At 61.5% G+C, this 16,337-nt stretch carries 18 protein-coding genes; 13 read left to right on the forward strand and 5 right to left on the reverse strand.

Going from position 1 to position 16,337, the window contains the following annotated elements; genetic code table 11:
- Positions 1 to 125: 125 nt before the first annotated feature.
- Positions 126 to 296, reverse strand: coding sequence for a recombinase family protein (locus M0D64_RS42150; RefSeq protein WP_171926846.1), 171 nt, complete (start codon positions 294 to 296; stop codon positions 126 to 128).
- Positions 297 to 574: 278 nt separating this feature from the next.
- On the opposite strand from M0D64_RS42150, the gene M0D64_RS42155 reads away from it, so the two are divergent.
- On the forward strand, positions 575 to 937 hold the full coding sequence (locus tag M0D64_RS42155) for a hypothetical protein (protein WP_154564019.1): 363 nt from the start codon (positions 575 to 577) through the stop codon (positions 935 to 937).
- Positions 938 to 942: 5 nt separating this feature from the next.
- Here the strand turns inward: M0D64_RS42155 and M0D64_RS42160 are convergent, their stop codons facing one another.
- On the reverse strand, positions 943 to 1,362 hold the full coding sequence (locus M0D64_RS42160) for a hypothetical protein (RefSeq protein ID WP_266261991.1): 420 nt from the start codon (positions 1,360 to 1,362) through the stop codon (positions 943 to 945).
- 360 nt (positions 1,363 to 1,722) lie between these two features.
- On the opposite strand from M0D64_RS42160, the gene M0D64_RS42165 reads away from it, so the two are divergent.
- From M0D64_RS42165 to groL, 3 genes are all read left to right on the forward strand, one after another.
- Positions 1,723 to 1,926 carry a hypothetical protein gene (locus M0D64_RS42165; RefSeq protein WP_266241094.1) on the forward strand — a complete coding sequence of 68 codons (204 nt, stop codon included), beginning with the start codon at positions 1,723 to 1,725 and terminating at the stop codon, positions 1,924 to 1,926.
- A gap of 567 nt (positions 1,927 to 2,493) precedes the next feature.
- A complete protein-coding gene (groES, locus tag M0D64_RS42170) occupies positions 2,494 to 2,784 on the forward strand; it encodes a co-chaperone GroES (RefSeq protein WP_007178996.1) in 291 nt (96 codons plus the stop codon).
- 54 nt (positions 2,785 to 2,838) lie between these two features.
- Positions 2,839 to 4,479 (forward strand): chaperonin GroEL, encoded by a 1,641-nt coding sequence (groL, locus tag M0D64_RS42175; protein ID WP_154560268.1) that lies wholly within the window; start codon positions 2,839 to 2,841, stop codon positions 4,477 to 4,479.
- Between the two features lie 263 nt (positions 4,480 to 4,742).
- Here the strand turns inward: groL and M0D64_RS42180 are convergent, their stop codons facing one another.
- Positions 4,743 to 5,603 (reverse strand): hydroxymethylpyrimidine/phosphomethylpyrimidine kinase, encoded by an 861-nt coding sequence (locus M0D64_RS42180; RefSeq protein ID WP_154560269.1) that lies wholly within the window; start codon positions 5,601 to 5,603, stop codon positions 4,743 to 4,745.
- Positions 5,604 to 5,901: 298 nt separating this feature from the next.
- Between M0D64_RS42180 and M0D64_RS42185 the strand changes: the two genes are divergently transcribed.
- From M0D64_RS42185 to M0D64_RS42215, 7 genes are all read left to right on the forward strand, one after another.
- Positions 5,902 to 6,072, forward strand: coding sequence for a rubredoxin (locus M0D64_RS42185; RefSeq protein WP_006047743.1), 171 nt, complete (start codon positions 5,902 to 5,904; stop codon positions 6,070 to 6,072).
- A gap of 258 nt (positions 6,073 to 6,330) precedes the next feature.
- Positions 6,331 to 7,740, forward strand: a complete 1,410-nt coding sequence (locus M0D64_RS42190) for a hypothetical protein (RefSeq protein WP_266261992.1) — start codon at positions 6,331 to 6,333, stop codon at positions 7,738 to 7,740.
- Positions 7,741 to 8,005: 265 nt separating this feature from the next.
- Positions 8,006 to 8,584 carry a YqgE/AlgH family protein gene (locus M0D64_RS42195; protein ID WP_020069822.1) on the forward strand — a complete coding sequence of 193 codons (579 nt, stop codon included), beginning with the start codon at positions 8,006 to 8,008 and terminating at the stop codon, positions 8,582 to 8,584.
- Positions 8,581 to 9,021 carry a Holliday junction resolvase RuvX gene (gene ruvX / locus M0D64_RS42200; RefSeq protein ID WP_115782008.1) on the forward strand — a complete coding sequence of 147 codons (441 nt, stop codon included), beginning with the start codon at positions 8,581 to 8,583 and terminating at the stop codon, positions 9,019 to 9,021. Before M0D64_RS42195 ends, ruvX begins: the two co-directional genes overlap by 4 nt.
- Positions 9,008 to 9,538, forward strand: a complete 531-nt coding sequence (gene pyrR, locus M0D64_RS42205) for a bifunctional pyr operon transcriptional regulator/uracil phosphoribosyltransferase PyrR (protein WP_266261993.1) — start codon at positions 9,008 to 9,010, stop codon at positions 9,536 to 9,538. Before ruvX ends, pyrR begins: the two co-directional genes overlap by 14 nt.
- Positions 9,539 to 9,612: 74 nt before the next feature.
- Positions 9,613 to 10,638, forward strand: coding sequence for an aspartate carbamoyltransferase catalytic subunit (locus M0D64_RS42210; RefSeq protein WP_266261994.1), 1,026 nt, complete (start codon positions 9,613 to 9,615; stop codon positions 10,636 to 10,638).
- 92 nt (positions 10,639 to 10,730) lie between these two features.
- Positions 10,731 to 12,011 carry a dihydroorotase gene (locus M0D64_RS42215; RefSeq protein ID WP_266261995.1) on the forward strand — a complete coding sequence of 427 codons (1,281 nt, stop codon included), beginning with the start codon at positions 10,731 to 10,733 and terminating at the stop codon, positions 12,009 to 12,011.
- A gap of 100 nt (positions 12,012 to 12,111) precedes the next feature.
- Here the strand turns inward: M0D64_RS42215 and M0D64_RS42220 are convergent, their stop codons facing one another.
- Positions 12,112 to 13,245, reverse strand: coding sequence for an RNA-guided endonuclease TnpB family protein (locus M0D64_RS42220; protein ID WP_266261996.1), 1,134 nt, complete (start codon positions 13,243 to 13,245; stop codon positions 12,112 to 12,114).
- Between the two features lie 113 nt (positions 13,246 to 13,358).
- Here M0D64_RS42220 and M0D64_RS42225 point away from each other — a divergent pair, with 113 nt between their 5' ends.
- Positions 13,359 to 14,237: a 1-acyl-sn-glycerol-3-phosphate acyltransferase gene (locus M0D64_RS42225; protein ID WP_266261997.1), complete on the forward strand. Its 879-nt coding sequence runs from the start codon at positions 13,359 to 13,361 to the stop codon at positions 14,235 to 14,237.
- Between the two features lie 22 nt (positions 14,238 to 14,259).
- Here the strand turns inward: M0D64_RS42225 and M0D64_RS42230 are convergent, their stop codons facing one another.
- Positions 14,260 to 15,171 (reverse strand): symmetrical bis(5'-nucleosyl)-tetraphosphatase, encoded by a 912-nt coding sequence (locus tag M0D64_RS42230; RefSeq protein ID WP_266261998.1) that lies wholly within the window; start codon positions 15,169 to 15,171, stop codon positions 14,260 to 14,262.
- A 222-nt stretch (positions 15,172 to 15,393) separates the two neighbouring features.
- On the opposite strand from M0D64_RS42230, the gene M0D64_RS42235 reads away from it, so the two are divergent.
- Positions 15,394 to 16,305, forward strand: a complete 912-nt coding sequence (locus tag M0D64_RS42235) for a GDP-mannose 4,6-dehydratase (protein ID WP_266261999.1) — start codon at positions 15,394 to 15,396, stop codon at positions 16,303 to 16,305.
- The last annotated feature ends 32 nt before the right edge of the window (positions 16,306 to 16,337 follow it).

Raw genomic sequence — 16,337 nt, forward strand, 5'->3', positions numbered from 1 at the left:
ACCGTCACATTCCTGTGGTCGATGGCAGGCATCGAATAACCCTTAACGAACTGAGACGGTCGCTATCTGCAGCAGTTCGACCATCTCCGGCAGTTCGTCCGCGCATTGGATCGGTGCGCTCCTGCTCAGCCATCTTCGTATGTCGCAACAACCGTTACGTCCTGCGATGCGGCGAAATCGGCGATTGCCCGCTTCTGATTGTTGGTTGAGTACTGCTGGTGGTCCGTGGACATGCGGACATACTGCGCAGCATGCGCGCCAGCAAGAAAGGTCGATGCACCTGTGGCTTGTGGCATCGTCGTCTCCAGTCTGCCGCTGCACTTAGTCATAGGTCGGCGATACGCCACGTCAAGGCACAACGGTGAATGTCCGCAAGACACGCTGTGCGGCCCTATCTTCGAGAGCATGCTGGCGCTCCGGTTGGTCGTAGAAGTTAGTTTCGTGCTCGGGTCGCAACTGCGGCGTGTCTGTCGCGTGTGTGGTTACAGAGATGATCCCGGCATGCCTCAAATAGTTAGCCGTATCCGTCTGCGCGTTAAACTCGCATAGTCGCTTATGCGAGGACGACGTTACCTTGACCAATCCGCTTAACCTTGACTTTCGCGCTCGCGCCGAGTTGCTTACGTACCTGGTCGCATCTCACTTTGTCGCCCGGCAGCTGACGGGGGAATGGCTGTCGTCTGATCACGTTGTGGAATCGACGAAAATCTGGCTGGATGCAAACGGCGGGGGTGCCGATATCCTGCAGCGTGTGATGCTTGCGAGTCGGGCCCGCGAGATCGCCGAACAGATGGAGCTGATATCGCCGCTTACTTTCGATCCCGGACAGGTCACTTCGATGTTCTGCGAGAATCTGCGGCTCGATTTTCGTTCGCCGATCGCAAGGGACATCTACCAGCACTGCCTGACCCACCTCCTTCATACCCGATGGTATTGACGTGATTACGTCCCGCGTGAACGAACTCGCCGCCTGATTTCCTTCGTAGCACCGGGGGTTCTGTCGCGTGCGTAAGGCAGCTTCATTGCCCGCTTCGGCTCTTTTGCACAATCGGCTTCCTCTGCGATCTGCTCAAGCGATGCGGCATGAACCGGATAATGCAAACGTAGCCAGGCGAGTACGTGACGATTGTGAGTCCAGCTACGGACGTAGCTGGCGGAGACCGCCAGATAGCGGAGATTGTCATTGTGTCCAGCGAACAGCATCTGGTTTTTCGTGTATAAGCCCATCAGTCGTTTTTCAATCCTCGCGAAGCTCCTCGCACGGCTGTTGTCGATTCGCTGCGACCGCGCGACGGTTGCTCTCATGCCCTCAGGTGTAGCCGCCAGAAGCGCATGGGCGAAATCTCCCGTCAGGTTAGCCACGGCAGACATCAGATTGGCGACGACTGACCGGCGCGCCGGCACCATCCGGTCAAGTGCGTGAATTGTCCTTATGGGTATACGTCGGCGCTTTTGCGATGACGTACGCGTACTGGTATGCCACGGCAGCATCGGCGTCGATCGTAGCCTCGCCCGGCCAGAGGGTCTCCCAATGCATCGCGGGCATCCATGAAGTGACGTTTCGGGTCGGCGACTATTATCGAGCGCAAGTGGGGTACGCTTGTGGGTATTCCCTTTCTCGACTTGGTCCCTTACTTTTTTTGGACTCGCCGATCCACTACAACACTATCACTTGTCGTTCAAGATGACGCCGTGGGGATTCTCCTGCTTTCGAGGAGGGGCATGAACGGGCGATGCTATCGCACCATTAAGGCAGAGGGTGTTCTCTATCAACTCCCCGACGCGACTTACCGCTACGACGGCGACGTCACGGCCAATGAGGTGCACGACAAGGTTCGTGAAGCGGTGAAAGCAACTCGCCTGAAAGGCGGAATTATCGTCACTGAATCTGCGGGGAGCGTTGTCAGCGGCTTGAAAAGGGCTTGAGTCGAGCACTCGTAAAAAGCCTCGAGCGACCCTGCGCGGTTTTTAGCTGGAACCTGCCTCAACTCAGTATCTTTATGCAGCTGCTATCGCATTGCTCGGTGACGACTTGATTGAGCACGTGAACTCGGGGTCACCGCACCGGACGCGCAGGGCCGGATCGTGTTCTTCGATCTGCCTGAAGGAGACCAGCGATTGCGACCCTGGTGGGGTTTTCCCTAAATTTGGCGTGAGTCACTAGGACTTGCGAACAGATGTCGTCAGAGAGGGCCGTGCAGTTGCACTGCGCGCGCGACGCTGTGAAACAGCTGGCGGAACAATAAGTCATTGTTTTAAAAAGATATTTTATGTCGTCGTGGCGACCGCGCGCGGCTAAGAGTTCAGACTTAAGCGAACAAAGTTCAAAGTTAAGCGAATCTCGACAGTCAAAGCGACATCCCTTCTTGAATTTGTCACCACCCGTCCATATAATTAGCACTCGCTGCACGAGAGTGCTAACAACATCGCCGGTTGGCTCTGCCAGCCGGGTTTTCTCAGCGTTCTTCAGTCTCAATCAAGAGAGGAGTATGTATGAACCTTCGTCCTTTGCATGATCGCGTGATCGTCAAACGTCTGGATCAAGAAACCAAGACCGCGTCGGGCATCGTGATCCCCGAAGCCGCAGCAGAAAAGCCGGATCAAGGCGAAATTCTGGCAGTCGGCCCGGGCAAGCGTGACGACAAAGGCGCACAAATCGCCCTCGACGTGAAGGTCGGTGACCGCGTCCTGTTCGGCAAGTACGCAGGCCAGACCGTCAAGGTCGACGGCAACGAACTGCTCGTGATGCGCGAAGAAGACATCATGGCCGTGGTGCAAAAGTAAGCGCCAGTCGCTACTTTTCCCGGTCATATCCCAAAGAATTCAAGGAGTTAGAAGATGGCAGCTAAAGACGTCGTATTCGGTGATTCCGCCCGTGCCAAGATGGTTGAAGGCGTGAACATCCTCGCGAACGCTGTGAAGGTCACGCTGGGCCCGAAGGGTCGCAACGTTGTCCTGGAACGCAGCTTCGGCGGCCCGACGGTCACGAAGGATGGTGTTTCGGTCGCGAAAGAGATCGAACTGAAAGACAAGCTCCAGAACATGGGCGCACAAATGGTCAAGGAAGTCGCTTCCAAGACCAGCGACAACGCAGGTGACGGCACCACGACCGCAACGGTTCTGGCTCAGTCGATCGTCCGCGAAGGCATGAAGTACGTTGCATCGGGCATGAACCCGATGGACCTGAAGCGCGGTATCGACAAGGCTGTGACCGCAGCGATCGAAGAACTGCGCAAGATCAGCAAGCCGTGCACGACCAACAAGGAAATCGCTCAAGTTGGCGCGATTTCGGCAAACAGCGACTCGTCGATCGGTGACCGCATCGCTGAAGCGATGGACAAGGTCGGCAAGGAAGGCGTGATCACGGTTGAAGACGGCAAGTCGCTGCAAGACGAGCTGGACGTGGTTGAAGGCATGCAATTCGACCGCGGCTACCTGTCGCCGTACTTCATCAACAACCCGGACAAGCAAGTTGCTGTGCTCGACAACCCGTTCGTGCTGCTGCACGACAAGAAGGTTTCGAACATTCGTGACCTCCTCCCGGTCCTGGAACAAGTCGCCAAGGCTGGCCGTCCGCTGCTGATCATCGCAGAAGACGTCGAAGGCGAAGCGCTGGCCACGCTGGTTGTGAACAACATCCGCGGCATCCTGAAGACCGTTGCTGTCAAGGCTCCGGGCTTCGGCGATCGTCGTAAGGCCATGCTGGAAGACATCGCGATCCTGACCGGCGGTCAAGTCATCGCTGAAGAAACCGGCTTGACGCTCGAAAAGGCAACGCTGGCTGAACTGGGTCAAGCGAAGCGTATCGAAGTGGGCAAGGAAAACACGACGATCATCGACGGCGCTGGCGAAGGTGCAACGATCGAAGCGCGCGTGAAGCAAGTGCGCACGCAAATCGAAGAAGCTACGTCGGACTACGACCGTGAAAAGCTGCAAGAACGCGTGGCCAAGCTGGCTGGCGGTGTTGCAGTGATCAAGGTCGGTGCTGCGACCGAAGTCGAAATGAAGGAAAAGAAGGCACGTGTCGAAGACGCACTGCACGCAACGCGCGCAGCTGTGGAAGAAGGCATCGTTGCTGGCGGCGGCGTCGCACTGATCCGTGCACGTACGGCAATCGCTGGCCTGAAGGGCGCTAACGCCGATCAGGACGCAGGTATCAAGATCGTGCTGCGCGCGATGGAAGAGCCGCTGCGCCAGATCGTCACGAACGGTGGCGAAGAAGCCAGCGTCGTGGTGGCAGCTGTTGCTGCTGGCACGGGCAACTACGGCTACAACGCAGCAACCGGCGAGTACGTCGACCTGGTTGACGCAGGTGTCGTGGACCCGACGAAGGTGACGCGCACGGCGCTGCAAAACGCAGCTTCGGTCGCTGGCCTGCTGTTGACCACCGACGCTGCTGTTTGCGAACTGCCGAAGGAAGATGCTCCGATGGGCGGCGGTATGCCCGGCGGCATGGGCGGCATGGGCATGGACATGTAATTTCCGATTGAGCCTCACTTGGCCTCGTTTGAGGCTCAGTTGGAAACACATGGGGAAGTGCGTCGCGAGGCGTACTTCCCAAAGCAAAAAACCCGCAGAAATGCGGGTTTTTTGTTTTTGGGCTAGCACTTAGGTCGTCCGGTATTACGAGTGCTCCGCGCACGCGGGATTCATCAGACAGTTAGGCTGGTCGGGCCGCGGCTGAAGTGGAAACGCCTGCCGGGCGTCTGCTGCTCGCGCAGCAGACGCTTCGAGTCGTCAAATTAATGCCGTGCTTCGCCCGGTGTCGCATCCTTGCCGGTTGCAGGCGGCGTGTCGTCGTCGCTGCTGCGGGCCCAGAAGAAGCGATCCGGCAGATACGCGCCCATTCCTGGCCGAAATGCGTTGCGCATCGCCTGATACAGATACTCCTGCGCCTCGCGTACGGCTTCAGCAGGGTCCTGGCCGTTGGCCAGCAAGGCGGCAATCGCGGCGCCGAGCGTGTCGGTAATGCCCATAATCCGATGAGCGCCGCGGTCCCACATATCCTGGCGCAGTTGGCCGTCTTCGCTGAACAGCGTATTGACGAGCCGGTGCGTGCCGGTTTCCGTCGACAGAATGTATTCGCAGCCTTGCGACAGCAGATGCGAGATCGCCGCGTCGAGGCTCGGCGCCTCGGCGTCGCCGTCCGGCTGGGCGAGAGCGAGCAGCGTGGTCGAATCGGCAACCAGCAAGGTGGTTTGCGGCGCCAGCAGGTCAGCGATCGCTTCGCGCAGTTCGTCGGCGGCGAGCACGTGTTCGTCGTCGAGCGTGAAATCGGGGGCGAGGATCAGCGGGATGTCGTCGTAATCGGCGACCACTTCGGCAATCGCGCTCACCACTTCAGCGCGCGTGCATGCGCCGACCTTGAACGCGGCGATCGGCATGTCTTCGAGCAGCATCCGAGCCTGGGTCGCGACCACTTCAGGGTCGAGTCCGGTGACTTCGTCGCAGCTTGCCGAGTCGCGCACGGTATAGCCCGTGAGCACGGAGACGCCATGGCAGCCCATGCTGGCAAGGGTCATCAGGTCGGCTTGCAGGCCTGAGCCGCCGGTGGGATCGGAAAGGCCGAAGGTGAGGACGATCGGAGGCGTATCGCTGGGCATGAAGATTTACAAAAAGGAGCTGTATTTAGGCGCAGAGGGTGCGCAATCGGCTCAATTATGCGGCCTAAACCGTTATGAAGGCGGTTTTTCGCAGTCTTCGGCGCATTGCCGCAAGCCAGCAGCACGTGAGCGGCAGCCAGGCGCGACCCTACGCGTAAGCGCCAACCAAACCGACGCAACCCTCTAGCCAAAGGCCGCCGCACACTACGATTGCACGTTTCTGTTTGCTAGGCATTGGGGCGGCAACACGGTACCATCATGGCTCCCGTTTCCACGGACTCTACGACGCGACACAAGAATGGAATATCAAAGCTGGATGTGCCTGATTTGCGGCTGGATTTACGACGAAGAAGCCGGCTTGCCGGACGAAGGCATTGCGCCGGGCACGCGCTGGGAGGACGTTCCCATTAACTGGACCTGCCCGGAATGCGGAGCGCGCAAGGAAGACTTCGAGATGGTCCAGATCTGAGGTCCGAGGGGCAAACGGCGGTGTCCAATCGAGTGCCATGCCGTGTGCCTGCGGCGCGGCGTTTTGCAGGCGGCGTCGGCCGGATCGAACGCGGTTCATGCGTTCGGAACGCAGCCCCAACGCACTCACACGGAACGTCCCCGGTTGCACCGTGTCGCAGCGGTAATCTGTCATTGTCCTGTCGCTAGTTCGCGCGTTAGCCGATCAGTCTCTCGTGCAGCGCCGGGTGGCGGCCCGTCAGCTTCCTGTCGCCTGCCCATGACTCTTCGATCCGCTGCACCCGATTCCTTCGATGCATTGCCCAATCCGCGCGGCGGCGCTGTCCGCTCTGCGGAGCTGGCGCTGGCCGAGGCACTGCTGGCGTTCGAACAACACCGCGAGAGCACCTCGGCGCTGCTGCGTGCGTCGCACGGGTTGCGCGAAGCCGGCTGGCTGAGCGCGCAGCGCTTTGCGGACGCGCTGGTGCGGCTCTCGCCTCTGGCCGAGGGCGATCCGGCTGACGCGGACAGCGCGCGGCCTGTGTTCGGCGCGGCATTGCACGATTTCCGCGTGGCGCTCGAGCGCCACAATCTGCGCGAGCTGTCCTGTTCGCCCACGCTGTTCAACCACTATCACGCGCTCTGTGCCCATCTGTCGGAGCACACGCCCGGTTCGGCCGTCGCTTTCGAAGATCTCGCGCTAAGCGCACGCCCGGTGCCGCCGGTGTCGCTGCATAACCAGTCCGCAGATCAACTCGCCCATTTGCGGGCGCGCTACGAGCGCGCGCTGCTGCCGGTGTTGCGCTCGCAGCCTGATAGCAGCGGTGCTGCGCTGGCGTTCACGAACGCGGCGCTCGACGAGCTGGATGCGGTCTTTACCGAACTCACCGGCCCGGATCCCTACGATTTCTGGCGCCTCGCGAAAGCTTGCGCCAAGGCGCTACGCGTCAGCGGCCGCGCCACCGGAGATGCCGACGCGCGGCGTTTCTACGCGCGCTGCAACCTCACCCTGGCCGATCATGCGCACGGCATCGAGCGCGCGCCGCGTTCGCTGGTGCGCGCGACGCTGGCGCTGCTGTGGCGCGATTACGCGCTGTTCGGCGCTGCAGCGGAAGACGCCGATCAGGTCGAAGTGCTGCACGACTATGGCTTGACGGTCGATTGGCACGTCGCGGGCACCCAGGCATCCGAAATGCTTTGGGAAGCTGGCGCCGTGCAGGCGCAGGCGGTCAGCGCGACCCGTAGCACGCTGACGCGCGAGCTGGGCGTGTTAACCGTCAACTCGCACGCGTATGAAGATTTCCTGCAAACGGCCGATGCCTCGATTTCCGCGCTGACCGAGCACGCCCGCGCGGCCGACCAGCCCGAGAAAGCCGATCCGAGCGAAGCGTTGCAGGCGGGCGACGCCGCCTACCGGCTCGGTGCCGCCGCGTGCGCGCTGGGCCTCGGCCACGTGGCGCTGGTTGCCGATGCGCTCGGGCTCGCGTGGCGCCGCCGCGCGCACGCCGGCGTATCGACGCCGGCGGTGCGCGCGCACGTCATCGTCGGTGCGCCAGCAGCGAGCACGCTCGAGCAGGCCGCCGAAGCGTTGCGTGCGATGCTGCACAAAGTCGCTGCGGGCGTCGCGCCGACAGGCAGCAACGCTGCACTGGCCGCATTGACGCGTTCGATCGAGCAGGGCGGCGCCTGAGCTGCTGGCTGCGGTACAAATCAGCAGCATGCCCTGCGCGCCGGTACACATCCTCTGCCGGCAACAGCGAGGTGGAATGTTCGAACCCGGAGGCACGCGATATGCGTGTCGTCAACACCGCTGAGCGCGCCATGGACAAGGCCCGCGTGCGTGATAGAGTGCAACTTGATTCGCCGTCGATGGCTCGCGGCGCAGTTCATCGCGCACATCGCGGTTCCGCGCTCAAAGCCCGCCATCCTGCACCGTCTTTGCTAAAATCCGAACTATGTCCAAGAGTACCGATCGCATCAATCTGACCAATCAGTTCCTGATCGCCATGCCAAACATGGCGGATCCCACGTTTTCAGGAACGGTGGTCTACCTTTGCGATCACAGTGAGCGCGGCGCGCTCGGCCTCGTGATCAACCGGCCGACCGATATCGACCTTGAAGCGCTCTTCAGTCGCATCGATCTCAAGCTCGAGATCGAACCCCTTCTCCATGTGCCCGTGTATTTCGGCGGCCCGGTGCAAACCGAGCGCGGCTTCGTGCTGCACGATCCGAAAGACGGCAATACCTATACGTCGTCGATGTCGGTGCCAGGTGGGCTTGAGATGACCACGTCGAAAGACGTGCTCGAAGCCGTCGCGAGCGGCACCGGTCCGGAGCGCTTTCTGCTCACGCTCGGCCATGCCGGCTGGGGCGCGGGTCAGCTCGAAGAAGAGATTTCGAAGAACGGTTGGCTCACCGTTGAAGCCGACCCGAAAATCGTTTTCGACGTGCCGGCCGAAGAGCGTCTGGAAGCCGCGCTCGCGCTGCTCGGCATTTCACTGTCGATGCTGTCGGGCGAAGCAGGTCACGCATGAGCCTGGCAGCCGGACGTGAGGCGACGCTGCTTGCGTTCGACTATGGTGAAAAGCGGATCGGCGTGGCGGTGGGCAACTCGCTCACCCGCAGCGCACGGGCGCTCGTGATCGTGCAGAACCGCAGCCGCGAATACCGTTTCGAGGCGATTGGCAAGCTGATCGCCGAGTGGAAGCCGGACGCGCTGGTGGTCGGTTTGCCCATGCACCCGGATGGCACGCCGCACGAAATGACCCAACTCGCGAAGCGCTTCGGCAATCAGCTGAATGGCCGCTTCAATCTGCCGGTGACATGGATCGACGAGCGCTATTCGTCGGTCGAGGCGAAGGCGGAAATCCGCGCCGGCAACGGCCGCGCCGACATGCTCGACGCCGAAGCCGCCAGCATCATCCTCCAGCAATATCTAGACGGACTTTCCGACGATCATGAGTTCCATTGACGCCGAAGCGCTTTATCGCGCCGTGCTCGAACAGGTTCGCACGGCGTATTGCGACGCCTTCAGCGCTGCCGATGGCCCCGTGCTGGCCGGCATCTACAGCGGCGGTGCGTGGCTCGCCGAGCGCCTCGCGCGCGATCTGAAGGCGCCGAGCTTCGGCGTGGTGAATGTCGCGCTGCATCGCGACGACTACGCAAAAAAAGGCCTGCATTCTCAGGCAAGCCCGACCTCGCTGCCATTCTCCGTGGACAAGCGCCGCATCGTGCTGGTGGACGACGTGCTGTACACCGGCCGTACGATTCGCGCGGCGTTGAATGAACTGTACGACTACGGGCGACCGGCATCGGTCGAACTGGCGGTGCTCGCCGATCGCGGTGGACGCGAGTTGCCGGTGGCGGCCCGTTTTGTCGGCGGCGTGGTGGATGTGCCGGCCGATGCGACGCTCGTGCTCGCCCGCGAAGCAGGCGGCGCCGATGGCGCGCCGCGTTTCACCTTTCACACCGAAGCACGCGTCGATTGAACGCAGCTTTGCGCATTGAGCAAGGCATCGACGCCGAACACGTTGAAGCCCGTATTTGAAGCAGGTACCACACCATGAACACCGCCACCCCGGCCTCGCAGGATTCAGCCGACAGCGCCACCGAGCGCTTCCGCTTTGGCTTCCTGAAGGGCAATCCGCAGCTCACGAAGAACGGTGAGCTGAAACATCTGTTGTCGATCGAAGGTTTGCCGAAGGCGATCGTCAATCACATTCTCGATACCGCCGACCAGTTTGTCAGCGTGACCGATCGCGAAGTGAAGAAGGTGCCGTTGTTGCGCGGCAAGTCGGTGTTCAACCTGTTCTTCGAGAACTCGACGCGCACCCGAACGACCTTCGAGATCGCCGCAACGCGTTTGTCGGCGGACGTGCTGAATCTGAACATCAACGCTTCCTCGACGAGCAAGGGTGAGTCGCTGCTCGACACGATCAACAACCTCTCGGCGATGCATGCCGATATGTTTGTCGTGCGTCATGCATCGAGCGGGGCGCCGTACCTGATCGCCCAGCATTGCGCGCCGCACGTGCACGTGATCAATGCCGGCGACGGCCGTCACGCACACCCGACCCAGGGTCTGCTCGACATGTACACGATCCGTCACTACAAGAAGGACTTCACGAATCTGCGCGTGGCGATCGTCGGCGACATTCTGCATTCGCGGGTCGCGCGTTCGGACATTCATGCGCTGACCACGCTCGGCGTGCCGGAAGTGCGCGCGATCGGCCCGCGCACGTTGTTGCCGGGCGGTCTGGAGCAGATGGGCGTGCGCGTATTCCACAACCTCGACGAAGGCCTGAAAGACGTCGACGTGATCATCATGCTGCGTCTGCAAAACGAGCGGATGAGCGGCGCGCTGCTGCCGTCGGCGCAGGAGTACTTCAAGAGCTGGGGTTTGACGCCGGAGCGCCTCGCGCTCGCCAAACCCGATGCGATCGTGATGCACCCGGGGCCGATGAATCGTGGCGTCGAAATCGATTCCCAGGTGGCCGACGGTCCGCAATCGGTGATTCTGAACCAGGTGACGTTCGGCATCGCGGTGCGCATGGCGGTGATGGGAATCGTCGCGGGCAATCACGATTGATCTCGCCACGGTACGCGATCACACACGCACCAGCACACGCGACAAGACACGCAGAACTTAGCTGAACGCTTGGCTAAACATTAAGGCAGCGGATGAAGATTCACGTTCAAGGCGGCACGCTGGTCGATCCGGCGGCGGGCACCGAACAGCAGCAAGACATTTTTATCGCAGCGGGCAAGATCGTCGCCATCGGCAACGCGCCTGCTGATTTCAACGCAGCGAAGACGATCGACGCTAAAGGCCTGCATATCGTGCCGGGCCTCGTCGACCTGTCCGCGCGCTTGCGCGAACCGGGCTACGAACACAAGGCGACGCTCGAATCCGAAATGGCCGCGGCGCTCGCAGGCGGCGTGACGAGTCTCGTGTGTCCGCCCGATACCGATCCGACGCTCGACGAGCCGGGCCTCGTCGAGATGCTTAAGTTCCGCGCGCGCAATCTGGACCAGGCGCACGTGTATCCGCTCGGCGCATTGACCGTCGGCCTGAAAGGCCAGGTCATCACCGAGATGGTCGAGCTGACCGAAGCGGGCTGTATCGGCTTTTCGCAGGCCGATGTGCCGGTGGTCGATACGCAGGTGTTGATGCGTGCATTGCAGTATGCGAAGACTTACGGCTACACGGTGTGGCTGCGTCCGGTCGATGCTTATCTTGGCAAGGGCGGCGTGGCCGCGAGCGGCGCGCTGGCGTCGCGGCTCGGTTTGTCTGGCGTACCGGTGTCGGCTGAGACGATCGCGCTGCACACGATCTTCGAACTGGTCCGCGTGACCGGTGCGCGCGTGCATCTGTCGCATGTGTCGTCGGCGGCAGGCATTGCGCTGATGCGCGCGGCCAAGGCCGAGGGCTTGCCGGTGTCGTGCGACGTCACCGTGAACCATGTGCATCTGATCGACCTCGATATCGGCTATTTCGACGCGCAATTCCGGCTCGATCCGCCGCTGCGCCAGCAGCGTGATCGCGACGCGATCCGCGCGGGCCTCGTCGACGGTACGATCGACGCGATCTGCTCCGACCACACGCCGGTCGACGACGACGAAAAGCTGCTGCCGTTCGCCGAAGCCACGCCGGGCGCGACAGGCTTGGAGCTGTTCCTGTCGCTAACAGTCAAATGGGCCGACGAAGCGGGCGTGCCGTTGGCCAAGGCGCTGAACCGCATCACCACGGCGCCGGCCGACGTACTGAAGCTGGAGGCGGCGGGGCGCATCGCCGTGGGCGCCGTCGCCGATCTTTGCGTGTTCGACCGCAACGCGTATTGGCGCGTCGAACCGCGTGCATTGAAGAGCCAGGGACACAACACACCGTTCCTCGGCTATGAACTGCCGGCGCGCGTGCGGACGACCATCGTGTCCGGTCACGTCGCGTTCGAACAGCGCTAATATCCGCAGCATTGCTCAGTTACGGAAAGCTCCAACATTGACTGCTCCGCTCCCTAAAGGAAAGGGATTCCCACTTCACAGACGGCAACCCAACTTCATCTCAAAGAGATATGGGACTTACGCTTTCTCCATGGGCTGACGCCGCCAGTCCGGCGGCCAAAACATTACGCGCAGCGTTGATGTCGCGATCATGGATGCTGCCACATTCCGGGCAGGTCCATGCGCGGATGTTCAGCGGCATCTTGACCACTGTATGTCCGCAATCGCTGCATCGTTTGCTTGAGGGGTACCACTTGTCGATGCCGACCAACGTGCGTCCGTACCACTGCGCTTTGTACTCCAGTTGCCGAGTGAACTCGGACCAGCTTGCATCGCTGATCGACTTTGCAAGGCAACGGTTCTTCTGCATGTTGCTGACGGCAAGGCTTTCGATGGCGATCACTTGGTTTTCGTTTATCAGCCGGCTCGAAAGTTTGTGCAGGAAGTCCCTTCGGGAATCTGCCGTCCTGGCATGCATTCGTGCAACTTTGAGCTTCGCCTTCATGCGATTGGCGGAACCCTTTTGCTTCTTCGCTAGTCGCCGTTGCAGCTTGGCGAGCTTGGCCTCGTTCTTTCGGAACGTGTTAGGGGCCGTGATCTTCTCGCCGGTAGAAAGGATGGCGAAGTGCGTCAGACCTAAGTCGATGCCAACTTTGCCGGATACCTCTTGCTTCGCGCTTACTGCGTCATCGCACAGCATCGAGACATGGTATCTGCCCGATGCGTCTTTCGACACCGTGACGGTCGTTACCTTCGCTCCCTTCGGGATCGTGCGTGACCATCGAATCGCAAGCGGTGCATCCATCTTCGCGAGTTGCAATGACGCACCATCCCACTTGAAAGCGCTCGTCGTGTACTCGGCAGACTGCGCGCCGTCCTTGCGCCTGAAATTCGGGTACTTCGCGCGCTTGGCGAAGAAGTTCGCAAATGCCGTTTGCAAGTGGCGCAAGGCCTGCTGCACCGGAACCGAACTGACTTCGTTCAGCCATGAGTGCTCGGGTGTTTTCTTGAGCGCCGTAAGCGCTGCGGAGGTTTCGTGATATCCGACTCGTTCCTGCCGCTGATACCACGCATCGGTACGCAACCGAAGCATGTGGTTATAGGCAAAACGCGCGCACCCAAACGTCCTGGCAAGAATCGCTTCTTGCTCGGACGTCGGATAGAACCGGAATCGGTATGCTCGCTTAATGTCCATGATTCACACAATATCATTTGTTTGTGTGAGATTGAGAATCTGGAGAGCAGCCTCGCGGCTGCGCTCCTTTCACTCCCCACCCCTGAGAGGCGGGGTTTCTCGGAGCAAATCTGATGAAGCTTGCGTTGCGCAAGGCCCGTCTCGTCGCCCATCTGCTGCATGGCATGTGGATCGTTGCGACGCGCTTTTCCAAGGTCGGTGCGGATGGCCGGCAGACGCTCAACCGCGAATGGTCGCTGAAAATGCTGCGTCTATGCGGCATGCGGCTCGTCGTGCATAACGACAGCGCGCGGCTTGACCGCGGCGCGCTGGTGGTCGCCAATCACATCTCATGGATCGACATCTACGTGATCAATGCGTGGCGGCCCACGCCGTTCGTCTCGAAGGCCGAGATCCGGCAGTGGCCGGTGGTCGGCTGGCTGGCGCAGCAACTGGGCACGGTGTTCATCCAGCGCGAGAAGCGCAGCGACGCGAAACGGATCATGCATGAGCTGTCCGACCGCCTGAGCGCGGGCGAGCTGATGTGCGTGTTTCCTGAAGGGACGACGACGAACGGTCTGGCGCTACTGCCGTTTCACGCGAATATGTTCCAGGCCGCCGTGTCGGCCTCGGCGCCGGTGCAGCCGCTGTGCATCATGTATGAAGATGCGCAGGGCCGGCAATCCACCGCGCCGGCGTATATCGACGATCTGACGCTGGCTGATTCGCTGAACATGCTGTTGAGCGGCGGGCCGTTGACCGCGCACGTGTATGTCGGCGCGCCGCTCGCGCCGGGTGCGGATCGGCGCACGCTGGCGGCGGAGGCGGAAGGGGTGATTGCAGCGGCGCTGCGGGAGATGCAGGGCGGCATGACGAGGTCCGGTGCTGCAATCGCGGCGTCGATTTCATCGACCGACGCGTACAACGCGCCCTACACGCACAACGCCTCTGACGCTTCCAACGTTTCGCCGGCGCTGATCGAACCCGTCGATCAGTCCGGCCGGTCGGCTTAACGGGGCGGCTTAGCGGGTCGGCTTAGTTGCCGCCTGGCGTGCCGCACGCCTCGCAGTCGACCTGCGTCAGCGTGCGCTCCGCGGGATTCTGCGCAAGGCGCACGGCCGAGAGTTTCTCACCCCAGACGCAGCCGGAATCCAGCCCGATCAGGTTGTTGCGCAAGGTCAAACCGAGCGCGGCCCAATGGCCGAACACCACCGTGATGTCCGCGGTCTTGCGCGACGGCACGTCGAACCACGGCATGTTGCCCGGCGGCGCGGAATTCAGACCTGCGCTGCTGCTGAAATCCATCGCGCCTTCGGCATTGCAGAAGCGGATGCGCGTCAATGCGCTGCACGTCAGGCGCAGCCGCTCGATACCCTTGACGCCGGGCGTCCAGCGATTCGGCTCGTTGCCGTAGAGTCCCGCGAGCGTTTCCTTCCAGTTCGGCGCGCGCAGCGCCCGCTGCAATTCGTCGGCGAGTTCCATCGTCAGGGCGGCATCCCATTGCGGTAACACGCCCGCATGCACCATCAGCATGCCGTTATCGAAATGCGCGATCGGACGATGGCGGACCCAGTCGAGCAGATCGGCGGCATCCGGTGCGGCGAGAATGTCGTCGATCGTGTCGCCTTTCTTCGATTTGCGAATCCCCGCCGACACCGACAGCAGATGCAGGTCATGGTTACCCAGCACCGGCACCGCACGGTCTCCCAGCGCGATGATGTCGCGCAGCGTGGCGAGCGATTCGGAGCCGCGGTTGATCAGGTCGCCCGCGAACCACAGCGGCGTGCCTTCGGGCGGCGCGGCTTTGGCCAGCAGTTGCTGGAACGGCTTTCGGCAGCCTTGCAGGTCGCCGAAAGCGAGTGGTAGCAGGTGCGGCTGCGGAACGGCACTAGATCCGGCACTAAACGCGGCAGGAGAAGCGACGGTGGAAGCGGTGGAGGATGTCATCAAGAAGTCGGTGCAGTTCGATACACGCGGTTACGAACAAGGCGTGCCGCGTTGGGCGGTGCAGCAAATTAGCGTGACATAATAGCCCGTTTGATGCACGGATATCGTGGCAAGCGCCGTCGGGAGCGGCCAGCAAGTGGCATTCCCGGGGCGTCAGGCGCACCGCAAGGGCCGCGCGCGATATTGCACCACAACAGGATCACCCTCGTGAACGGAGAAAGCATGTCGTCTTTTCATGCGAATCAACCTATCCGCACACTCGTCACCGGGGCGAGTGGCTTCACGGGCCGCTATCTGGTCGACAATCTGCTCGGCCGCGGCCATACCGTGATCGAAACAGTGGCCGGGCGCGACGAGCCTGAAACGCCGACGCGCCTCAGGCTCGACATTACGTCGCCCGACGCCTGCCGGCGCGTGATCGAAACCGCACGGCCCGACTACATCGTGCATCTGGCGGCGATCAGCTTCGTGGGCCATAACGATCCGCTCGACTTTTACCGCGTCAACGTGATCGGCACGCTGAATCTGCTGGAGGCCTGTGCGGCCGTCGGCCATACGCCCCGCAAGCTGTTGATCGCGAGCAGCGCCAATGTTTACGGCAATGTCACCAGCGACGCCATCGACGAAACCTTCCCCGTCACGCCAGTGAACCACTACGCCGCCAGCAAGGCGGCCATGGAAACGATGGTGCGGACCTGGTTCGACCGCCTGCCCATCCTGATCGTGCGGCCGTTCAACTACACCGGCCGCGGGCAGACATCGAACTTCCTCGTGCCGAAGATCGTCGAGCATTTCGCGCGCCGCGAGCCGGCGATCGAGCTCGGCAATATCGACGTGGCGCGTGATTTCTCGGACGTGCGCTACGTGGCGAACGCTTATGAGGCTTTGCTCGACTCGGAGGCCGCTGCTGAAACGGTCAATGTCTGTACCGGCACGCCTTATACGCTGCGGGAGATTCTGTCGGCGGCGAGTGAGCTGACCGGACATGAGCTCGAGATTCAGGTCAATCCTGCGTTCGTAAGACAAACCGACGTGAAGATGCTGGCTGGGTCGCCGGCCAAGCTGCGCTCGCTGGTGCCGGAAGTTGAGGCGATTCCGTTTATGGATACGCTGCGGTGGATGTTGGCGGCGTGATCTAATCCGCGGCATTTGCAGTCATTTTTCGT

The organism is Paraburkholderia sp. WS6, assembly GCF_030464835.1.
Lineage (GTDB): Bacteria > Pseudomonadota > Gammaproteobacteria > Burkholderiales > Burkholderiaceae > Paraburkholderia > Paraburkholderia madseniana.